The 19,619-nt window shown below is 71.9% G+C and carries 22 protein-coding genes; 15 read left to right on the top strand and 7 right to left on the bottom strand.

Features of this window, described 5'->3' with window-relative positions; translation table 11 throughout:
• Nucleotides 1-61: 61 nt before the first annotated feature.
• The 7 genes from mshB (at nt 62) to ACZ69M_RS22365 (ending at nt 7,562) form a co-directional block, all read left to right on the top strand.
• Nucleotides 62-1,051 (top strand): N-acetyl-1-D-myo-inositol-2-amino-2-deoxy-alpha-D-glucopyranoside deacetylase, encoded by a 990-nt coding sequence (gene mshB, locus ACZ69M_RS22395; RefSeq protein ID WP_470052135.1) that lies wholly within the window; start codon nt 62-64, stop codon nt 1,049-1,051.
• The gene (locus ACZ69M_RS22390; RefSeq protein WP_470052134.1) at nt 1,051-1,470 is read left to right on the top strand and encodes a DUF6113 family protein; all 420 of its coding nucleotides are present in this window, start codon (nt 1,051-1,053) and stop codon (nt 1,468-1,470) included. Before mshB ends, ACZ69M_RS22390 begins: the two co-directional genes overlap by 1 nt.
• Before the next feature lie 160 nt (nt 1,471-1,630).
• Entirely contained in the window at nt 1,631-3,904 is a 2,274-nt protein-coding gene (locus ACZ69M_RS22385; protein WP_470052132.1) for a peptidoglycan binding domain-containing protein, read from the top strand.
• 172 nt (nt 3,905-4,076) lie between these two features.
• Nucleotides 4,077-5,003 carry an ABC transporter ATP-binding protein gene (locus ACZ69M_RS22380; protein WP_470052130.1) on the top strand — a complete coding sequence of 309 codons (927 nt, stop codon included), beginning with the start codon at nt 4,077-4,079 and terminating at the stop codon, nt 5,001-5,003.
• Nucleotides 5,000-5,740, top strand: a complete 741-nt coding sequence (locus ACZ69M_RS22375) for an ABC transporter permease (protein WP_212726985.1) — start codon at nt 5,000-5,002, stop codon at nt 5,738-5,740. Before ACZ69M_RS22380 ends, ACZ69M_RS22375 begins: the two co-directional genes overlap by 4 nt.
• Nucleotides 5,737-6,951 (top strand): sensor histidine kinase, encoded by a 1,215-nt coding sequence (locus ACZ69M_RS22370; protein WP_470052128.1) that lies wholly within the window; start codon nt 5,737-5,739, stop codon nt 6,949-6,951. Before ACZ69M_RS22375 ends, ACZ69M_RS22370 begins: the two co-directional genes overlap by 4 nt.
• Nucleotides 6,948-7,562, top strand: a complete 615-nt coding sequence (locus ACZ69M_RS22365) for a response regulator transcription factor (RefSeq protein ID WP_352045885.1) — start codon at nt 6,948-6,950, stop codon at nt 7,560-7,562. Before ACZ69M_RS22370 ends, ACZ69M_RS22365 begins: the two co-directional genes overlap by 4 nt.
• 135 nt (nt 7,563-7,697) lie before the next feature.
• Here the strand turns inward: ACZ69M_RS22365 and ACZ69M_RS22360 are convergent, their stop codons facing one another.
• Both ACZ69M_RS22360 and ACZ69M_RS22355 read right to left on the bottom strand, forming a co-directional pair.
• The gene (locus tag ACZ69M_RS22360; RefSeq protein ID WP_470052126.1) at nt 7,698-8,549 is read right to left on the bottom strand and encodes a transglutaminase family protein; all 852 of its coding nucleotides are present in this window, start codon (nt 8,547-8,549) and stop codon (nt 7,698-7,700) included.
• Between the two features lie 17 nt (nt 8,550-8,566).
• On the bottom strand, nt 8,567-9,607 hold the full coding sequence (locus tag ACZ69M_RS22355) for a GNAT family N-acetyltransferase (protein ID WP_470052124.1): 1,041 nt from the start codon (nt 9,605-9,607) through the stop codon (nt 8,567-8,569).
• A 140-nt stretch (nt 9,608-9,747) separates the two neighbouring features.
• Here ACZ69M_RS22355 and fdxA point away from each other — a divergent pair, with 140 nt between their 5' ends.
• Entirely contained in the window at nt 9,748-10,068 is a 321-nt protein-coding gene (gene fdxA / locus ACZ69M_RS22350) for a ferredoxin (RefSeq protein ID WP_018089397.1), read from the top strand.
• A 154-nt stretch (nt 10,069-10,222) separates the two neighbouring features.
• Nucleotides 10,223-11,323, top strand: a complete 1,101-nt coding sequence (locus ACZ69M_RS22345; protein WP_470052122.1) for a bifunctional succinyldiaminopimelate transaminase/glutamate-prephenate aminotransferase — start codon at nt 10,223-10,225, stop codon at nt 11,321-11,323.
• A 123-nt stretch (nt 11,324-11,446) separates the two neighbouring features.
• Here the strand turns inward: ACZ69M_RS22345 and ACZ69M_RS22340 are convergent, their stop codons facing one another.
• Nucleotides 11,447-11,890, bottom strand: coding sequence for an ATP-binding protein (locus tag ACZ69M_RS22340; protein WP_470052120.1), 444 nt, complete (start codon nt 11,888-11,890; stop codon nt 11,447-11,449).
• A gap of 350 nt (nt 11,891-12,240) precedes the next feature.
• Entirely contained in the window at nt 12,241-13,227 is a 987-nt protein-coding gene (locus tag ACZ69M_RS22335; protein ID WP_470052118.1) for a VldE C-terminal domain-containing protein, read from the bottom strand.
• A 97-nt stretch (nt 13,228-13,324) separates the two neighbouring features.
• Here ACZ69M_RS22335 and dapE point away from each other — a divergent pair, with 97 nt between their 5' ends.
• Nucleotides 13,325-14,404, top strand: coding sequence for a succinyl-diaminopimelate desuccinylase (dapE, locus tag ACZ69M_RS22330; protein ID WP_351430134.1), 1,080 nt, complete (start codon nt 13,325-13,327; stop codon nt 14,402-14,404).
• Between the two features lie 109 nt (nt 14,405-14,513).
• On the top strand, nt 14,514-15,272 hold the full coding sequence (locus ACZ69M_RS22325; RefSeq protein WP_054228224.1) for an LOG family protein: 759 nt from the start codon (nt 14,514-14,516) through the stop codon (nt 15,270-15,272).
• Nucleotides 15,273-15,302: 30 nt separating this feature from the next.
• Here ACZ69M_RS22325 and folP read toward each other — a convergent pair whose 3' ends face one another.
• Nucleotides 15,303-16,163 (bottom strand): dihydropteroate synthase, encoded by an 861-nt coding sequence (gene folP / locus ACZ69M_RS22320; RefSeq protein ID WP_470052115.1) that lies wholly within the window; start codon nt 16,161-16,163, stop codon nt 15,303-15,305.
• A gap of 192 nt (nt 16,164-16,355) precedes the next feature.
• Here folP and ACZ69M_RS22315 point away from each other — a divergent pair, with 192 nt between their 5' ends.
• Complete coding sequence (locus ACZ69M_RS22315) at nt 16,356-16,706, top strand: DivIVA domain-containing protein (RefSeq protein ID WP_352045893.1); 351 nt, start codon at nt 16,356-16,358, stop codon at nt 16,704-16,706.
• On the top strand, nt 16,703-17,284 hold the full coding sequence (locus ACZ69M_RS22310) for a DNA-3-methyladenine glycosylase I (RefSeq protein ID WP_470052113.1): 582 nt from the start codon (nt 16,703-16,705) through the stop codon (nt 17,282-17,284). Before ACZ69M_RS22315 ends, ACZ69M_RS22310 begins: the two co-directional genes overlap by 4 nt.
• A gap of 88 nt (nt 17,285-17,372) precedes the next feature.
• Here the strand turns inward: ACZ69M_RS22310 and chcB are convergent, their stop codons facing one another.
• The gene (gene chcB, locus ACZ69M_RS22305; protein WP_470052111.1) at nt 17,373-18,176 is read right to left on the bottom strand and encodes a 2-cyclohexenylcarbonyl CoA isomerase; all 804 of its coding nucleotides are present in this window, start codon (nt 18,174-18,176) and stop codon (nt 17,373-17,375) included.
• A gap of 65 nt (nt 18,177-18,241) precedes the next feature.
• On the opposite strand from chcB, the gene ACZ69M_RS22300 reads away from it, so the two are divergent.
• Nucleotides 18,242-18,406 (top strand): hypothetical protein, encoded by a 165-nt coding sequence (locus ACZ69M_RS22300; RefSeq protein WP_352045896.1) that lies wholly within the window; start codon nt 18,242-18,244, stop codon nt 18,404-18,406.
• Between the two features lie 144 nt (nt 18,407-18,550).
• On the top strand, nt 18,551-18,718 hold the full coding sequence (locus tag ACZ69M_RS22295; RefSeq protein WP_003966491.1) for a DUF3117 domain-containing protein: 168 nt from the start codon (nt 18,551-18,553) through the stop codon (nt 18,716-18,718).
• Nucleotides 18,719-18,861: 143 nt separating this feature from the next.
• On the opposite strand, the gene ACZ69M_RS22290 is transcribed toward ACZ69M_RS22295, so the two are convergent.
• Nucleotides 18,862-19,386 carry an O-methyltransferase gene (locus ACZ69M_RS22290; RefSeq protein WP_054228219.1) on the bottom strand — a complete coding sequence of 175 codons (525 nt, stop codon included), beginning with the start codon at nt 19,384-19,386 and terminating at the stop codon, nt 18,862-18,864.
• Nucleotides 19,387-19,619: the final 233 nt, after the last annotated feature.

Below are 19,619 nucleotides of genomic sequence, written 5' to 3'. Positions count from 1 at the left end.
TTCGGCGCCGCGACCCGTGCCCGCCTCGGCGGTGGGCCGGGCGCCTCGTAGGGTGGGTTCCATGACGGAACTGCCCGACCGGCGTCTGCTCCTGGTGCACGCGCATCCGGACGACGAGTCGATCAACAATGGCGCGACCATGGCCAGGTACACGGCCGAGGGCGCTCATGTGACGCTGGTGACCTGCACCCTCGGCGAGGAGGGCGAGGTCATCCCGCCCGGGCTGGCGCATCTCGCGCCCGACCGCGAGGGCGGGCTCGGCCCGCACCGGATCGGCGAGCTGGCCGCCGCCATGAAGGAGCTCGGGGTCACCGACCACCGCTTCCTCGGCGGTCCCGGGCGCTTCGGCGACTCCGGGATGATGGGCCTGGAGCAGAACCACCGCGCGGGCGCCTTCTGGTCCGCCGACGTCGACGAGGCCGCCGCGTACCTGGTCGAGGTGATCCGCGAGGTCCGCCCTCAGGTTCTCGTCACCTACGACCCCGACGGGGGCTACGGACACCCGGACCACATCCAGGCCCACCGCGTCGCCATGCGCGCCGTCGAGCTGGCCGCGGACCCCGCCTTCCACCCCGGCCTCGGCGCGCCCTGGGAGATCACCAAGGTCTACTGGAACCGCGCCCCGCGCTCCGTCGTCGAGGAGGGCTTCCGACGGCTGCGCGAGGCCCTGCCCGGACTGCCCTTCGAGCACTCCGCCGCCGTGGCCGACGTACCCGGCGTGGTCGACGACACGGTGGTCACCACCGCGATCGACGGGAGCGCGTACGCCGCCGCGAAGGCCGCCGCCATGCGGGCGCACGCCACCCAGATCGAGGTGGCCGGACCCTGGTTCGCGCTGTCGAACGCACTCGCGCAACCGCTGTTCACCACCGAGTACTACGAGTTGGTGCGCGGGGAGCGCGCGGGGCCCGGTCATGAGACCGACCTCTTCGCGGGGATCAAGGGGATCGCGGGGATCGCGGGGATCGAGGGGATCGATCAGGGTTCCACGGGGGACGGGCAGGGTTTCACAAAGACCGAAGAGACCGAGCAGGGAAAGGCGGACGCGTGATGAGCATGTCGGGACAGCGGGGGAGCGCGCTCGCCCAGCCGCTGCCGCGGCCCTCGGCCGGGCGGACCCTGGCCCACCTGGGCCTGTTCCTGCTCGGCGCGGTGGTCGGGGCCGCCGGGACGCTGGTGCAAGCCGCCTGGTTCCCGGGCGGGTTGCTGCTCGCCCTGGCCGGCGCGGCCGGGCTCTTCCTGGGCGGATCGCGGGCGACCGGCTCCCGGGCCGGCGCCGTCGCGCCCGCCGCGGGCTGGATGATCGCGGTCATCCTGCTCACCTCCACCCGCCCGGAAGGGGACTTCTTCTTCGGCGCGGGATTCGGTTCCTACCTCTTCCTGCTCGGCGGGATGGCTGTGGCTGTGATGTGCGCCACGCTTGGTCTGGGGCGGCAACCGCACGACTCCGCCGTCCGACTTGGGAAGTGACGTACCACTTCGCGGTACCGGACAGGTGCGGGTCCCGTGCGAATTTCCTGGGCGGGCGAGGTTTGCGCGCCGAATGCGGCCAGTATGGTGGTGCGCGCCGCCGAGCTGCCCGAGATGAGGTCGAGTAAACGGGCGGCGGAGCCAACCGGGAGAACCTGCCTTGAGTCGTGAAACTGACAGTTCGTCCTCCGGGCCCAACGGGCGCGGTGGAGCCGCGTACCCGTCGGGGACGCCCCCCTACGGGACCCCCATGGTTTCCGAAAACGGTGCCGACGCGGGCCGTTCGGCCGGCGGCACCCCGCCGGAGGAGCGCAAGACCGAGACCACGCTGACGACACGGATCCGGATCAACATCCCCGGATCGCGGCCCATCCCGCCGGTCGTCGTGCGCACACCGGTCGGGGACGCCGAGTCGCCCGCCGAGTCCGCCGGTTCCGCGGGAGCCCCGGCGGAGGCGCAGCGTGCCGTGAGTGCGCCCGTGGCAGCGGCCACGGCCACCGAGACCTCGGCCGAAGCCGCCGCCGCGGGCGGTGCTCCGGCCAAAGAGAAGACCAGCGACTGGTTCGCGCCCCGCAAGTCCGGTGCGCCGGGCGGCGCCCCGGGCGGCGGGTCCACCAACGGGGCGGGTCTGCCCGGCGGTTCGGGACCCGCGGGTCCCGCGGCGCCGCAAGGCGCGGGTGCGCCGGGCGGTAACGGCAACGGCGGTGCGCGTCCGGGCGCCCCCGGTGGCGCGAACGGTGCCGGTCCCCTGGGGATCACGGGCGGTGCCCGGCCCGGCGGGGCGAACGCGCCCCGCCCCGGGAGCGGCGGCACGAACGGTGCCGGGCTGCCCGGTGCCACCGGCGCCGGACCCGTGGCCCCCGGTCACGGCGGCGGCACCGGTTCCTTCGACGTCTCCGCGGCGCTGGGCAACACGGCCTCGTTCCCGGCCATAGGAAGCGACGGCCCGGGCGGTCCCGGTGGCTCCGGAGGCCCGGGTGGCCCCGCGGGGCCCGGTGGCGAACCGCGCCGTGACGACCTCCCGTACTTCGCGGAGAACTTCTCGGAGAACGGCCGGGGCGGTCCCGCGGGCCCGACCGGCGGTCCGGTCACCGGTGACGGCCTGTTGGTGCCGCCGGCCGGGCCGGGCGTGGCTCCGGGCAGCCTGGCCGCGGGACCCGGTGGGCCGGGTGGCCCCGGTGGTCATGGCGTCCCCGGCGGGCACGGCGCGGCCGGCCTCGGCGCGGGATACCCCGGGGGCGGCCTCAGCGACGACACCGCGATCCTCACCCCGCAGAAGCCCGCGCCCGATCCGGGCGGCCAGGGCTACGGCGGCCCCGTGGACAACGTCTCCGGGCACACTCTGACCAGCGGCATCCCTGTCGTGCCTGGCGCCCAGAACTCCCCGTTCGCGCCGGGTGCGCACACCGAAGGACCGCTTCCGCACACCCCGCCGAAGGCACCCGAGCCGGCCCCGAAGCCCGCCGCCTCCTCGAAGAAGCCGGCCAAGAAGAAGGGCCGCAGCAAGCTGACCCTCCTGGTCGTCGGCGTGGTGTTCATCGCCGGTGGCGTCTACGGCGCCGGACTGCTGATGAACCGCTCGGACGTCCCCAAGGGCACCACGGTGCTGGGCGTCGACATCGGCGGCGGCACCCGCGACGAGGCCGTCAAGAAGCTCGACGACGCCTTCGGGGCCCGTATGAACACGGCGCTCAAGCTGTCGGTGGACGGCACCACCGTCTCGCTGAAGCCGGACCAGGCCGGGCTCCAGTTCAACGCCCAGGACACGGTCCGCGCCGCCGCGGGCAGCGACTACAACCCGGTCTCCGTGATCGGCTCGCTGTTCGGTCAGCAGCGCGTCGTCGAGCCGGCGATGCCCGTCGACGCGGAGAAGCTCCAGGCCGCCCTGGAGCGCACCGCGAGCGGCTCCGGTTCGGCGAGCGACGGCACCATCAAGTTCCAGTCCGGCAAGGCCGTCGCCGTGTACGGCAAGGCGGGCAAGGGCATCGACGTGGCGGCCTCGACCAAGGCCGTCGAGGACGCCTACCGCGCCCAGGTCGAGACCGGCACCACCACCCCGGTGAAGGTCGCCACCACGACCCGTCAGCCGACCGTCTCGAACGCCGAGGTCGACCGGATGATGAAGGAGTTCGCGGAGCCCGCGATGTCCGCCCGCGTCACCATTCAGACCGACGCGGCGCACAGCATCCAGTTCGGCCCCGTGTCCCTCCCGAAGATCCTCGGCTTCAAGGCCGTCAACGGCAAGCTCGTGGAGACGTACGACCTCACGGCGCTCAAGGCGGCGTACGGCAAGACCTTCGACGGCGTGCAGGTCCAGACCGCGGGCGGGAAGCGCGCTGTCACGCCGCAGGACGTCGTCACCGCACTGGGCAAGGCCTTGCGCGGCAAGACGACGGCGGAGCGCATCGGAGTCATCGACACCAAAGCGAGCTGACCCCTGGTCGTCCGGACGGACGGAGCCCCTGCCCGCACCGGGCAGGGGCTCCGTCGTCGTAGCACGGGGCCCGTGGACCACACCGAACGCCATGGCACATGACATCTGTCATCCGGCAGTCAGGACCGCCGACACTGCCGGGCACCGGGCCCGCGCGGCCACGATGGTCCCCATGACGACAACAGCGGCGCCCGCCACCACCCCGGTGGTCGGGTTCGATCAGGTGAGCAAGACCTACGGGAACGTACGGGCCGTCGACGGGCTGACGCTCGACCTGCACCCGGGCGAGACCGTGGCCCTGCTGGGTCCGAACGGCGCGGGCAAGTCGACCACGCTGGACCTGCTCCTCGGCCTCAAGCACCCCGACACCGGCGCGGTCCGGGTGTTCGGCACAGGCCCCCGCGAGGCGATCGTCGGCGGCCGGGTGGGTGCCATGCTGCAGAGCGGCGGCCTGATGGACGAGGTGACGGTCGGCGAGCTGGTGAAGCTGGCCTGCGATCTGCACCCGAAGCCGTACAAGGTCACCGACGTGCTGGCCCGTGCGGGCATCTCGGGGATCGCCGACCGCAAGGTCAACAAGCTCTCCGGAGGCCAGGAACAGCGCGTCCGCTTCGCGCTCGCCACCGCCGGCGCCAACGACCTGATCGTCCTGGACGAGCCCACCACCGGCATGGACGTCTCCGCCCGCCAGGCCTTCTGGGCCACCATGCGCGAGCAGGCCGACCAGGGCAGGACCGTCCTGTTCGCCACGCACTACCTGGAGGAGGCCGACGCCATCGCGGACCGCGTCCTCGTACTGCACCGGGGCCGGCTGCTGGCCGACGGCACCGCCGCCGAGATCAAGGCGAAGGCCGGCGCCCGCCGCGTCGCCTTCGACCTGGAAGGCCCCATAGACGAGGCCCCGCTGCGCACCCTGCCCTTCCTGACCTCGATCGACGTGTCCGGGCACACCGTCCGCATCCAGTCCTCCGACGCCGACGCGACCGTACACGCGCTGTACGGGCTCGGCCTCTACCCCCGCAATCTCGAAGTCGCCGGGCTCGGGCTCGAGCAGGCCTTCGTCGCCATCACGGCCGCCGAGGAGGCGAAGTCGCAGTGAACAGCCTCATCAAGCTCGAGATCACCCGCGCCCTGCGCAACAAGAAGTTCCTCTTCTTCTCGGTGGTCTACCCCTCGGCCCTGTTCCTGCTGATCGCGGGCAGCGCGGACAGCACCACCAAGGTGGACGGCACCGGGCTGACCCTGCCGACCTTCTTCATGGTCTCCATGGCCTCCTTCGGCGCCCTGACCGCGGTCCTGATGGGCAACAGCGAGCGCATCGCGAAGGAGCGCGAGAGCGGCTGGGTACGGCAGCTCAGGCTCACCACCCTGCCGGGCCGCGGCTATGTCCTGGCGAAGACCGCCAGCGCCGCCGTGATCAGCCTGCCGTCGATCGTGGTCGTCTTCGCGGTCGCCGCCGCCGTGAAGCACGTACGGCTGGACGCCTGGCAGTGGCTCGCGCTCACCGGCGCGATCTGGGCCGGCAGCCTCGTCTTCGCCGCGCTCGGCGTGGCCATCGGCTATCTCGCGAGCGGCGACGCGGTCCGCCCGATCACGATGATCCTGTACTTCGGGCTCTCGGTGCTCGGCGGCCTGTGGATGCCCACGACCACCTTCCCCGACTGGCTCCAGAAGATCGCGTCCTGGCTGCCCACCCACGCGTACGCTGCCCTCGGGCGGTCCATCGAACTGGGCGACGCCCCGCACGCGAAGGACCTCGTCATCCTCGCCGTCTCCTTCCTCCTCTTCGCGGGCGGCGCGGCATGGCTGTACCGGAAGGACACGCTGAAGGCGTGAGCAGCGTCGGCATCGGGCAACGCCCGAAGAATCGCAGGCAGAAGATGGTCAAGGCCATCTGGACCGGCATCTGGCTCGTCTATCTGAGCGCGCCCGTCAGCGATTTGGTGCACGGCGGGCACAGCACCGCTGTCGTCGTGCTCGGCTGGTGCGGCCTGGTGGCCTTCGTCGCGTGGTACGGGGCCCTGGTCTTCCGTACCGGCAGCGGTGACACGACGCCCTTCGTGTTCGTCTCTCTCGTGGTCCTCGCGGCCGAGGCGGCCCTGCTCTCCTTCACGCTGGGGCGGGAGTGGCTCGTCCTGTTCGTGTACGTCTCGATCGCGTGCGGCGCGGTGCTTCCGCTGCGGTTGGCGCGCTGGGCCATCCCGGCCGTCGCCGTCGTGCTGACGGGGATCGCCCTGACCGTTTCGGGCGGCAGGGCGTATCTGGCGGGGCTGCTCATCCCGGCGTTCCTCGGCGGGTTCGCCATGACCGGCGTCCGTGAACTGATCCGCACGACGATCGCGCTGCGCGAGGCCCGTGCGACGGTCGCCCAACTGGCCGCGAACGAGGAGCGCCTGCGCCTGGCCCGCGATCTGCACGACCTGCTGGGCCACTCGCTCTCCCTGATCACCCTCAAGAGCGAGCTGGCCGGCCGGATGCTCCCCGACCACCCCGAGAAGGCGGCCCAGCAGGTCGCCGACATCGAACAGGTCAGCCGGCAGGCCCTCGTCGACGTACGTGAGGCGGTCTCCGGCTACCGGCGCCCCCGGCTGTCCGGCGAACTCGCGGGCGCACAGGTCGCGTTGACGGCGGCGGGCGTCACCGCGGACCTGCCCGCGGAGCCGGACCTCACCGACGTCGCCGAGGAGAGCGAGTCCGCGCTCGCCTGGGCACTGCGGGAGGCGGTCACCAACGTCGTACGGCACAGCGGGGCCCGGCGCTGCACCGTCGAGCTCGTCCACCGCCAGACACTGGACGGCCCGGTGCTCGAACTGAGCGTGGAGGACGACGGTTCGGGCGGCTCGGGCCATGGTCCGGGCAACGGTCTGACGGGCCTGGCCGAGCGCCTGGAGAAGGCGGGCGGAGCCCTGGAGACGATGGGGGTCCCCCCTGCTCGAGCGGAGTCGAGAGCTTGGGGGAGGGTGCGGCACGGCTTCCGGCTGGTCGCACGGGTACCGGCGCAGGCCCCCTTCGAGGCCGCCGATCACCCCGTAGGATCCGGTGCATGAGCCGCACGATCAAGGTCCTGCTCGCCGAGGACCAGTCGATGGTCCGCGAGGCGCTGGCCGCGTTGCTGGGCCTGGAGCCCGACATCGAGGTGGTCGCCCAGGTGGCGCGCGGCGACGAGGTGCTGGCCGCGGCCCGCGCCCACGACGTGGACGTGGCGCTCCTCGACATCGAGATGCCGGGCAAGACGGGCATCGAGGCGGCGGCCGAGGTCCACAAGGAACTCCCCGGCATCAAACTGCTCATCCTCACGACCTTCGGCCGCCCCGGCTATCTGCGCAGCGCCATGGAGTCCGGCGCCGACGCCTTCCTCGTCAAGGACGCCCCGGCCGCCCAACTCGCCGCGGCGGTACGCAAGGTGCTCGCCGGTGAACGGGTCATCGACCCCACCCTCGCGGCCGCCGCCCTCGCCGAGGGCGCCAACCCCCTGACCGACCGCGAGCGCGAGATCCTCCGCGCGGCGGCCGACGGCTCCACCAACGCCGAACTGGCCACCACCCTCCACCTCTCCCAGGGCACGGTCCGCAACTACCTGTCCACAGCGATCCAGAAGCTGGCGGCACGCAATCGCGCGGAGGCGGTCCGGATAGCGCGGGAGAAGGGCTGGCTGTAGAACCCCGGTTGGGCTGAGCGCCCCGGAAGGGGCGCGGGGCCCTGACATCGTGCGGCTCCGCCGCGTGGGCGCGACCAGCCGAATCGGACCCGCAGTCGCCCGCTGCCTCCAAAGTCCCACGGCGCAAGGGCGAACTCAGTTCAACATCGCCCGAGCTCCCCGAGCCTGCCCCCGAACCTTCTCCGCCGAAGGCGGATCCACCGCGGCGACCACATCGGCGTAGGCATCCAACTCCGCGGCCCCACCCAGGAAATCCCCACGCTGCACCAGCAGCTGAGCCCGCTCGTACCGCAACCGCGCCGGATGCGACGGCAACAGCAGCGCCAACTCCACGGCCCACAGGCCGACATCCGACCGCTCCGGCCGCGCCGCCGCCCACGCCCGGACGTTGTTCAGGATCCGCACGACCACGTCGAGGGGAGGGGCGGGGACGAGCATCGAGGGATCGAGCGGCGCCCCGGTGGCGCCCTGCACGAGCAGCTCGGCATCGGAGCCGCTCAGCACCCGCCCCCCGTCGAAGGGATCGGCGAGCACCTGCTGCTCGGCCGGCCCGAAGCCCACCACGAAATGCCCGGGCAGGGCGACCCCGTACACCGGCGCGCCGGCCCGTCTGGCCACCTCCATCCACACCACGGAGAGCAGGATGGGCAGCCCGCGCCGCCGCCGCAGCACCGCGTGCAGCAGCGACGACTCCAGCCGTTGATAGTCCCCGGGCGAGCCCCGGAACCCGCAGCGCCCGCCGAGCAGCTCGGCGAGCGCGGTCGCCCAGGCCCGCGCCCCACCGGGCCGGAACGGCAGCTGTCCGGCGAGCCGGTCGAGCTCGATCTGGGCCGCGTCCGTCCCCGCCTCGTCCAGCGTGCCGTCCGCCGCCGCCCCGATCAGCAGACACAGCGCCGCCAGGTCGGGCCGCTCGGACCGTGCCTCCTCGGCGAACCTCCGCCGCACCTCGGCGGCTCGCTCCGGCTCCGGGGGATGGGGGGAAGGCATGACGGTCCGGTACCCCTTCACGCCGGTCGGCGGCGGTCGTCGGTGGACGCCTCGGGCGCGCTGTAGTAGTGGTACGCGTGATGCGCCGCGAAGCCCATCCCGGTGTACAGCGCCCGCGCCCCCGCGTTGTTCGCCTCCACCTGGAGCCAGGCCGCCGAGGCGCCCTCGTCCAGGGCACGGCGGGCGAGCGCGGCCATGACGGCGGTGGCGAGGCCCCGACGGCGCTGGGCGGGGTCTACCTCGACGGCGCCGAAACCGGCCCACCGCCCGTCGACGACACACCGCCCGATCGCGGCCGGAGGCTCCCCCTCGGCGCCGGGCACCGTCGCGAACCACACCGACGGCCCGCTGCCCAGGACGTGCAGCGCGACCTCGCTCAGCCCCTTGCGCTGGTAGCGGCCCAGCCAGGCCTCGTCGGCCGCGCGGGTGAGGATCACCTCGGAGGCCTGTGCGACGTCGATGTCGGCGAGCGGCGCGAGCGCGCCGATCCACAGCCCGGCGCTCACCGCACGCGCCCAGCCGCGCGCCTCCAGCTCCGCGCACAGCATCTCCTGCGTGCCCTCGGCCCCGGTGGCGGTCTGGAGGTAGACGGGCAGGTCACGGGCCGCGTACCAGTCGCGTACGTACGTCAGCGCCTCGTCGAGCGGCACGCCCGGGTCGCCGAGCGGCAGTACGGAATTCGCGCGCCGGGTGAACCCGGAGGCCGCCCGCAGCTCCCAGTCGCCGAGCCGCTCGCTCTCCACCGGCTGCCAGGCCCGCGCGGCGACCCGCGCCAGCTCCTCGTACGAGGCGGCGGGACCCCGCCGACGCGCCGGGGCGGCCGGTACGACCTTGCCCGCGACCAGCGAGGATTCCGGAATCCGGACGATTTCGCCGTCGCGCCGTGTGATCAGCAGCACACTCTCGTCCCATGATGTGAGAACACCGACCGTGTCAGTGAATTTCTCACCGCCGGCGGCATCTTCGATATCTACGATCATCCGCCGAACAGAGACACGTTTGCCCACGTCAGCAGCGGTGATTCGGACCTCGAGACGTCCAGCCGCAGAGATTTCCACAGGTCAGTTCACCCCTCCTGTATGGATCACGCCCCGGAACGGAGATACTAGGTGCGGGCATCGACGACGCCGCGCTCCCGCGCGCCAGGCGGCGGAGCCTACGGAGGCCCGCCAGCGCCCTATCGAGGAGGAACGACAGCGTGACCTACGTCATCGCGCAGCCTTGTGTCGACGTCAAGGACAAGGCGTGCATCGAGGAGTGCCCGGTCGACTGCATCTACGAGGGCTCCCGGTCCTTGTACATCCACCCGGACGAATGCGTCGACTGTGGAGCCTGTGAGCCGGTGTGCCCGGTCGAGGCGATCTTCTACGAAGACGACACTCCCGAAGAGTGGAAGGACTACTACAAGGCGAACGTCGAGTTCTTCGACGAGCTCGGCTCGCCCGGCGGCGCCAGCAAGCTCGGTCTGATCGAGCGCGACCACCCCTTCATCGCAGCGCTGCCGCCGCAGAACCAGTAAGCGGCCGCACCTACGCGCCGCCTCGGTCCCGTACGGCCCGATCCCCTCGATCGCCGTACGGGACCGAGGCGTTTGCCGTAGCGGCCCGTACCGGCCACAGGCGCGCAGGCCGTGTGTGTACGGGTCGTACGAACGAGAAAGTGAGCCCGATCCCGTGTCCGCAGTCTCCGACCGGCTTCCCGTCTTCCCCTGGGACAAGCTGGAGCCCTTCAAGGCGACGGCCGCCGCTCATCCGGGTGGCATCGTCGACCTGTCCGTCGGCACCCCGGTCGACCCGGTGCCCGAGCTGATCCAGAAAGCTCTGGTCGCGGCCGCGGACTCGCCGGGCTATCCCACGGTGTGGGGCACGCCCGAACTGCGCGACGCGCTCACCGGCTGGGTCGAGCGGCGGCTCGGCGCACGCGGCATCACCCACCAGCACGTGCTCCCGGTCGTCGGCTCCAAGGAACTCGTCGCCTGGCTCCCCACCCAGCTGGGCCTGGGCCCCGGCGACAAGGTGGCGTACCCGCGCCTCGCGTACCCGACGTACGAGGTCGGCGCGCGCCTGGCCCGCGCCGACTACGTGGTCTACGACGACCCCACGGAGCTGGACCCGACCGACCTGAAGCTCCTGTGGCTGAACTCCCCGTCGAACCCGACGGGCAGGGTCCTGTCCGCCCCGGAACTCGCCCGGATCGTCGCGTGGGCCCGCGAGCACGACATCCTCGTGTTCTCCGACGAGTGCTACCTCGAGCTGGGCTGGGAGGCCGACCCGGTCTCGGTCCTGCACCCGGACGTCTGCGGCGGCTCGTACGAGGGGATCGTCTCGGTCCACTCGCTCTCGAAGCGCTCGAACCTGGCCGGCTACCGCGCCGCGTTCCTCGCCGGTGACCCCGCCGTCCTCGGCGACCTGCTCCAGATCCGCAAGCACGGCGGCATGATGACGTCCGCGCCGACCCAGGCCGCGGTGGTCGCCGCCCTCGCGGACGACGTCCACGTCCGCGAACAGCGCGAGCGCTACGCGGCCCGTCGCACCGCCCTGCGCGAGGCCCTGCTGCGCCACGGCTTCCGCATCGAGCACAGCGAGGCGAGCCTGTACCTGTGGGCCACCCGCGGCGAGTCCTGCTGGGACACCGTCGCCCATCTGGCCGAACTGGGCATCCTCGTCGCGCCGGGCGACTTCTACGGCGAGGCGGGCGAGAACTTCGTCCGCGTGGCCCTGACGGCAACGGACGAGCGGGTGGCGGCGGCGGTAGAACGCCTGGCGCCCCTTTAGGGGCGCGGGGAACTGCGCGACCAGCCCCCACCGGCCCGCACGCCAGGAAGCGACACACGCGAAGGGGCCCAGGGAAACTCCCTGGACCCCTTCGCCCGTACAGCTACAGCATGTGCCCGGCGCCTAGCCGAGCGGCAGCCCCTTCAGCGGCAGCTGCCCCGTCGGCAGACCACCCTTGGTCACCGCGTCCGTCGGAAGACCGCCACCGGCGGTCTTCGCGGTCTCACCGAGCAGACCCCCGGCCTGCCCCGCCGTGTCCCCGGCCACCTTCTGCGCGGCCGGCGTCGCCGTCCTGGCGACACTGCCGCCCGTCTTGCCCGCGGCCGGGACGGCCTTCTTGAGGGCGTTGCCGCCGGTCGTGCCCGCGAGCCCGGTGACACTCTGCGTCGCACCGTCGACCGTGTTGCCGACGTGCGCGCCGTCCAGAGCGGTCAGCCCGCCGAGGTTGGGGGTGGCCGGGAGTTCGGCCGCCGCGCTGGCGGAGCCGGCCGCACCGACCACGGGCGCCGCTCCCGCTGCGATGAGCAGCGCGGCACGGGCGATCCGGCGGGTCAGGGGGAGGGACATGATGCTCCTTAGACGGAAGAGAACGGTGAAGTGTCCACCCGTGCCCGGGAGTTGACCGTTCGGCCGCCGACCGGCTGTCGGGCGACCCGTTGATCGTTCCGGGCTCGGACGCAGTGACTACCGCTCGAGACCCGCGAAGGTTGCGGTGGCCCGACGTAAAGAGTTGGCAATGCGTCGCATTATCGGTTGTGGATAAAAACGGGCAAAGGGCATCCGGTCGGAAAGTCTGCCGAATCCTTACGGCCCTTTGTTTTCAAGGGGTCCGGCGGATTCCGGGGTGAGTACGCGAAAACCTGCTCGCAGCGGCAACGCGCCACGCCGCGCATCCCCCGTACAGGTGAGGCCCCGTACTACTGCGCGGTGACGATGCGGACCTCGTCGGCGGACTGCGTCGTCGTCGAACCGCCCGTGGTGACCGGCGCGCGCCACTCGCCGTTCCTTTCCCCGGCCGTCCACTCCCGCCCCGCGTAAAAGACCCGTTGGATGTGCAGCGTCGAGGAGTTGGCCACCGCCCAGTGCGCCAGCTCCCAGCCGCGCTGGCGGACCGTGGAGTCGCCGGTGGGGTCCTTGCGCACGGGCACGGTCACGGTCCGGCCGGAGACGCTCGGCGAGGGGGCGAGCGTCGGTGAGGCCGTCGAGGAGGCGGGGGAGCCCGCGGTGCTCACATCGGCTCCCGCCTCCTGCAGCACCTCGCGCCCGAAGTCCCGTACGAGCGCGGCGCGCACCGAGTCCGGGCCGCCGACCGGGGTCGCCCCCGGGCGGCCCTCGCAGGTCAGCGCGGCCGCCGCGCGGCCGGTCAGGGCCGCGGCCAGCAGCGTCGCGTCCGGCTCGTGCTTCGCGTACGCCTGCGGATAGCCGCTGCGCTGCACGCGCTGCGCGGCGACGGTGAGCGGCAGCCGCGTGTAGCCCGGCACCTTGGCCAGGTGTTCGTAGAACATGCCGGCCGCGTACGTCGGGTCCATGATCTGTTTCGTCGTCCCCCAGCCCTGCGAGGGGCGCTGCTGGAACAGACCGAGCGAGTCCCGGTCGCCGTGCTGGATGTTGCGCAGCCCCGACTCCTGGAGCGCGGTCGCGAGCGCGATGGCCACGGCGCGCTCCGGCAGCCCGCGGGTGGTGCCGACCGCCGAGATCGTCGCCGCGTTCACCGCCTGCTCCGGGGTGAACTCGTACGACGCGCCGTCGCTCTTGCCCGAGACGACTCTGCAGCGCGGCGCACCCGTCCCTCCTGTGAGGTACTGCACCGCGAGGTAACCCGCGAGCGCGAGCATGACTACGACGGCCGCCCCGAAACGGAAGAAGCGGCCGCGCCGGACAGGAGTGGGGGACGTCTCTGGCACGCGTACAAGGTACTGGAGGCGACTGTTGGCGACGTATGGGGTTGTGGACAACCCGTGTGCGGCAGGGCGCCGAGCAGGGGGCGCTAGGGTCGAGGGCATGGCCGACACCACCCTTGACCTCACGCTGGACGCCGCCGAGCTCACCGCGCGGCTCGTCGACTTCCCCTCGGAGAGCGGCAACGAGAAGCCGCTCGCGGACGCCGTCGAGGCCGCGCTGCGCGCCCTGCCGCATCTGACGGTCGACCGGTACGGCAACAACGTCGTGGCGCGTACGAACCTGGGGCGGGCCGAGCGCGTGATCCTCGCCGGCCATATCGACACGGTCCCCATCGCGGGCAATGTGCCCTCGCGCCTCGACGAGGACGGCGTCCTGTGGGGCTGCGGCACCTGCGACATGAAGTCCGGCGTCGCCGTGCAGCTGCGCATCGCGGCCACGGTCCCGGCACCCAACCGCGACCTCACCTTCGTGTTCTACGACAACGAAGAGGTCGCCGCCCACCTGAACGGCCTGAAGCACGTCGCCGAGGCCCACCCCGACTGGCTGGCGGGCGACTTCGCGATCCTCCTGGAGCCGACGGACGGCCAGGTGGAGGGCGGCTGCCAGGGCACGCTCCGGGTGCTCCTGAAGACCAAGGGGGAGCGTGCCCACTCCGCGCGCGCGTGGATGGGCTCCAACGCGATCCACACGGCGGCGCCGATCCTCGCCAGGCTCGCCGCCTACGAGCCGCGCACGCCGGTCGTGGACGGCCTCCGGTTCCACGAAGGCCTCAACGCCGTCCGTATCGAAGGGGGCGTGGCCACCAACGTCATCCCCGACGCCTGCACCGTCGTCGTCAACTTCCGTTACGCGCCCGACCGGAGCGAGGCGGAGGCCGAGGCCTTCGTCCGTGACTTCTTCGCCGACTGCGACATCGACGAGTTCATCGTCGACGACCACACCGGCGGGGCCCGGCCCGGCCTGACCCACCCGGCCGCCGCGGCCTTCCTGGCGGCCGTGGGCGGCGAGGCCCGCCCCAAGTTCGGCTGGACGGACGTCGCCCGCTTCAGCGCGCTCGGGGTGCCCGCGGTGAACTACGGGCCCGGCGCGCCGCTCCTCGCCCACAAGGTGGACGAGCGGGTGCGGGCGTCGGAGATCCCCGAGGCCGAGGAGCGCCTGCGGGCCTGGCTGACGTCCTGAGGACCCGCCCGAACCTTCGTGGTGCACGGCGGACATGCGCATGTCCCCCCTCCGTAACCCGCGTAGATCTACGCTGGGGCTGAACCACTTGCAAGCGGAGGGAGCGCACATGGCTACTGGCAACCCCGAGGGCAAGAAGCAGCCACCGGAGGAGCAGCGGCTGGGGCCGGTACTGCGCAGGCGGGGCCAGGTGCAGGCGAGTACCACGGACCAGCGGCTGCTCGACGCGGGCGGCCCCTCCGACTGGGTGCACACCGACCCCTGGCGGGTCCTGCGCATCCAGTCGGAGTTCATCGAAGGCTTCGGCACGCTCGCCGAACTCCCGCCCGCGATCAGCGTCTTCGGCTCCGCCCGTACGCCGGTGGACTCGCCCGAGTACGAGGCGGGAGTCGCGCTCGGCCGAGGCCTGGTCGAAGCCGGCTTCGCCGTCATCACGGGCGGCGGGCCCGGCGCGATGGAAGCCGCCAACAAGGGCGCCTGCGAGGCCAAGGGCATCTCGGTCGGCCTGGGTATCGAGCTCCCCTTCGAACAGGGCCTCAACCCCTACGTCGACATCGGCCTCAACTTCCGGTACTTCTTCGTCCGCAAGATGATGTTCGTCAAGTACGCCCAGGGCTTCGTGGTCCTGCCCGGCGGCCTCGGCACCCTCGACGAACTCTTCGAGGCCCTCACCCTCGTCCAGACCCAGAAGGTCACACGCTTCCCGATCGTCCTGTTCGGCACGGCGTACTGGGGCGGTCTCGTCGACTGGCTCAAGAACACCCTGATCGCCCAGGGCAAGGCCTCCGAAAAGGACCTCCTCCTGTTCCACCTCACGGACGAGGTGGAGGAAGCGGTGGCCCTGGTCTCGAAGGAGGCGGGCCGGTAGCGGAGCGGCTCCGCAAGGGGCGCGGGTGGTCTACGCCAGGCCCCGGCGGGCCACCGCCGGAGGGCGGTGGCCCGCGATCGACGCCACCATGTCCAGGACCTGACGCGTCTCGGCGACCTCGTGGACGCGATACACCTGCGCCCCCAGCCACGCCGACACCGCCGTCGTGGCCAGCGTCCCGACCACCCGCTCCTTCACCGGCTTGTCGAGCGTCTCCCCGACGAAGTCCTTGTTGGAGAGGGAGACGAGCACGGGCCACCCCGTCTCCACCATCTCGCCCAGCCGCCGAGTCGCCTCCAGGCTGTGCCGCGTGTTCTTCCCGAAGTCGTGCCCGGGGTCGATCAGCACGGACTCCCGGGGCACCCCCAGGGCCACCGCCCGCTCGGCCAGCCCCACGGTCACCCGCAGAATGTCGGCCACGACGTCGTCGTAGGCGATCCGATGCGGCCGCGTACGAGGCTCGGCGCCCCCGGCATGGGTGCACACCAGCCCCACCCCGTACCGCGCGGCCACCTCCGCGAGCCGCGGATCCACGCCACCCCACGCGTCGTTGAGGAGATTCGCCCCCGCCTCGCAGACCGCCTCCCCGACCTCGTGCCGCCAGGTGTCGACACTGATGATCACGTCCGGGAACCGCCGCCGCACCTCGGCGACGAAACCGACCGTACGGCGCGCCTCCTCCTCGGCGGTCACTTCTTCCCCGGGCCCGGCCTTGACCCCGCCGATGTCGATGATGACGGCGCCCTCGGCCACCGCCTGGTCCACGCGCGCGAGCGCGGGCTCGTCGCGGAAGGTGGCTCCCTGGTCGTAGAAGGAGTCAGGGGTCCGGTTCACGATGGCCATGATCACCGGCTCGTGCGGGTCGAATTCGTGCCTGCCCAGCCTGAGCATCCCCTGTGACCTCTCCTAGTAAGTCCGGCTGCTTAGCCGCCTGCGACCTTAACTGTCAGACTCGCATGGCACGATCGGACCCTGACACTTTCAGCGCCGGACCGCTTCGGCACTCGTCAGACATTTTCAGTAGCTTCAGTACTTTCGCGTCGGCGCCCAACGCGTCGGCACCAGAGCGTGGGGACCTCAGCGATGTTCATGTTCTTGTTCCTGGTCGTCGCGCTCGCCGTCGTGGTCGCCGCGGTGACACTGTCCGTGGTGGGCGGCGGCGAGAGCGCCCCCCTTCCCGACGCCGAGCCCGACCGGCTGGTGGATTCGCTGCCCCAGGACCGGCCGGTGAACCGCGCGGACGTGGAGTCCGTGCGCTTCCCGCTCGCCGCCCGCGGCTACCGCATGGCGGACGTGGACGACGCCCTCGGCCGGCTCGGCGCCGAGCTCGCCGAGCGCGACGCCAGGATCGCCGACCTGGAGGCCGCGCTGGCCGGCGCCCGCGCCACCGCGACCATGTCGCTGCGCAAGCCGGCCGAGGGGGAGCAGCAGTGAGCGACGCGCTGGCCGGGCCCGACGGCGCGCTGCGCTGCCCCTGGGCCCTGTCCACCGAGGACTACGTCTCGTACCACGACAAGGAGTGGGGCCGCCCGGTCCACGGCGACGACGCGCTGTACGAGCGGCTCTGCCTGGAGGCCTTTCAGTCGGGCCTGTCCTGGATCACGATCCTGCGCCGCAGGCCGGGTTTCCGTGCCGCCTTCGCCGACTTCGAGATCGCCTCGGTGGCCGCGTTCACGGACGCCGACAAGGAGCGCCTCCTCGGCGACCCGGGCATCATCCGCAACCGCGCCAAGATCGAGGCGACCGTCGCCAACGCGCGCGTGCTGGCCGACTGGGAGCCGGGCGAGCTGGACGAGCTGATCTGGTCCTTCGCCCCCGACCCGGCCGTCCGCCCGGCCCCGAAGCGGCTGGCCGACGTCCCGGCCGTCACCGACGAGTCGACGGCCCTCTCCAAGACCCTCAAGAAGCGCGGCATCCGCTTCGTGGGCCCGACCACGGCCTACGCGCTCATGCAGGCGTGCGGCCTGGTCAACGACCACTTGGAGGATTGCGCGGCCAGGAGCGCCCGCTGAGGGGCGCGGGGAACTGCGCGACCAGCAACGGACGGCCCGCAGTTCCCGTACCGACCTCCGACCTCCGACCTCCGAGTCCGGCGAAGCGTCAGCGCCCCAAGTACTTCGGCTTCTCCTTGTTGACGAACGCCTGCACCGCGATCACATGGTCCTCGGACGCCCCGGCCCGCGCCTGCAGCTCGTCCTCCTTCTCCAGTGTCTCGTCCAGAGAATGAGTGAGCCCGTACGCCACGGACTCCTTCAGCGCGGCGTACGCGACCGTCGGCCCCGCCGCCAGCGCCCGCGCCACCTTCTCCGCCTCGCCGCGCAGCTCGGACGACGGGACGAGCCGGTTGGCGATCCCGAGCTCGAAGGCCTCCTGCGCGGTGATACTGCGCGGGAAGAGCAGCAGATCGGCGGCGCGGCCCGGTCCGATCAGCCGCGGCAGGGTCCATGACGTGCCCGAGTCGGCGGTCAGCGCGACCCCGGCGAAGGACGTGTTGAAGGCGGCGGTGTCGGCGACGATCCGGTAGTCCGCGCAGAGGGCGAAGCCGAAGCCGGCCCCCGCGGCGACGCCGTTCACCGCGGCCACCACGGGCTTCGGGGCCCCGGTCAGGGCGCGCACGATCGGGTTGTAGTGCTCGCGCACGGTGCTCATCGTGTGCCGCGACCCCGACTCCTTGTCGGCGGACAGCAGCCCGATGTGCTCCTTGAGGTCCTGCCCGACGCAGAACGCCCGGTCACCTGCGGCGGTGAGCAGGATCGCCCGTACGCCGCCGTCCGCCGCGGCGGCCTGGGCCGCGTCCCGGAGGGCGACCTTGGTCTCGGTGTTCATCGCGTTCATCGCCTCGGGGCGGTTCAGCGTGATCGTCGCGAGTCCGTCGCTCACCTCGTAGAGCACGGTGTCGGCCATGGTGGGTCTCCTCCGGTTTCGCGGCTCCGACGTACCGGTCGGTACGTCCTGCGTGCGAGGACAGCATGCAGGACAGCATGGCGGAGATCACGGCCGGGGCGTGGACAGGACATGTGACCTGCGTCAAAGAATTCCGCGCCGTGGAAGTCGATGCAGCGGCGCAGTATCGCAGCCACATCGCCGAATTGAGTGGTTTTGCTCAAGCGCGTTGCGCAAGCGATGCCGACTGATGTTGGTCATCGGGTCCTGAGATGCGGGATAATGGCCTGGAAGCAATGTGTTCGATGCCGGTGACGTGTGTCCTATGAGGGGACGTGCGTGCCCTTCAAGGGGCCGTCGGCGACGATGAGCTGGTTTCAGGAAGGGGAACGAGCATGGCGGCCATGAAGCCGCGGACGGGCGATGGCCCGCTCGAGGTGACCAAGGAGGGGCGGGGCATCGTCATGCGCGTTCCGCTCGAAGGCGGCGGTCGGCTCGTCGTCGAGCTGACCCCTGACGAGGCCGACGCGCTCGGCGACGCCCTCAAGAAGGTCGTCGGCTGACGCGGAACGCGACCATACCTTTCAGCTGCCCCGGCACCGTATTCGGTGCCGGGGCGGTCGTTTTCCTGGGGTACGGCAGCGGTGTGCCTGTGCGCGTAGAAGCAGGTCAGGCATGCAGTGCGGGTACGGGGCCGAGCGTGCGGTCAGCGCTTGACCCCGCACAGCAACCCGTCGCCCACCGGCAGCAACGAGGGCACCAGGTCCTGGCTCTCGCGCACCGCGCGCAGCAGTTCGCGCAGCCGGCCGACCTCGGCGGGCTGCGGGCCCGATTCGACCGTGCGGCCGTCCGCGAAGACCCCCTCGAAGACGACCAGCCCGCCAGGACGCAGCAGGCGCAACGATTCAGCGAGGTAGTCCAGGCACTCCAGGCGGTCGCCGTCGCAGAAGACGAGGTCGTAGCCCGCGTCCGCGAGCCGGGGCAGGACGTCCAGTGCGCGGCCGGGGATGAAGCGGGCGCGGTTGCTGGCGAAGCCGGCCGCGCGGAAGGCCTGGCGGGCGAACTGCTGGCGGTCCGGTTCCGGATCGACGGTGGTCAGTACCCCGTCCGGCCGCATGCCGTGCAGCAGATGAATTCCGGAGACGCCGGTCCCGGTCCCGATCTCCGCCACCGCTTTCGCGTCCACGGTGGCGGCGAGCAACCGCAGCGCGGCGCCCGTGCCGGGCGACACCGGGCGCAGCCCTGCCTCGCGGGCCCGGTCACGGGCCCAGCGCAGCGCTTCGTCCTCGGCGACAAAGGCGTCGGCGAACGCCCAGCTCGTCTGCCGGTTGCCGGTAATGACCCTCTCCCTGTCCCCGTGGTTGCCTGGGCGTGACTGTATCCGTTGGTGCCGGGAACCCGCAGATGGGACCAGGCGTTTAGAAGGGTGCGGAAACAGAGCGGGGGAAAGCCGATGCAACAGTG

It is taken from the genome of Streptomyces sp. NPDC107454 (assembly GCF_055582885.1).
The sequence above is the reverse complement of the archived record's forward strand: the minus strand, read 5'-3'. Positions and strand labels throughout refer to the sequence as shown.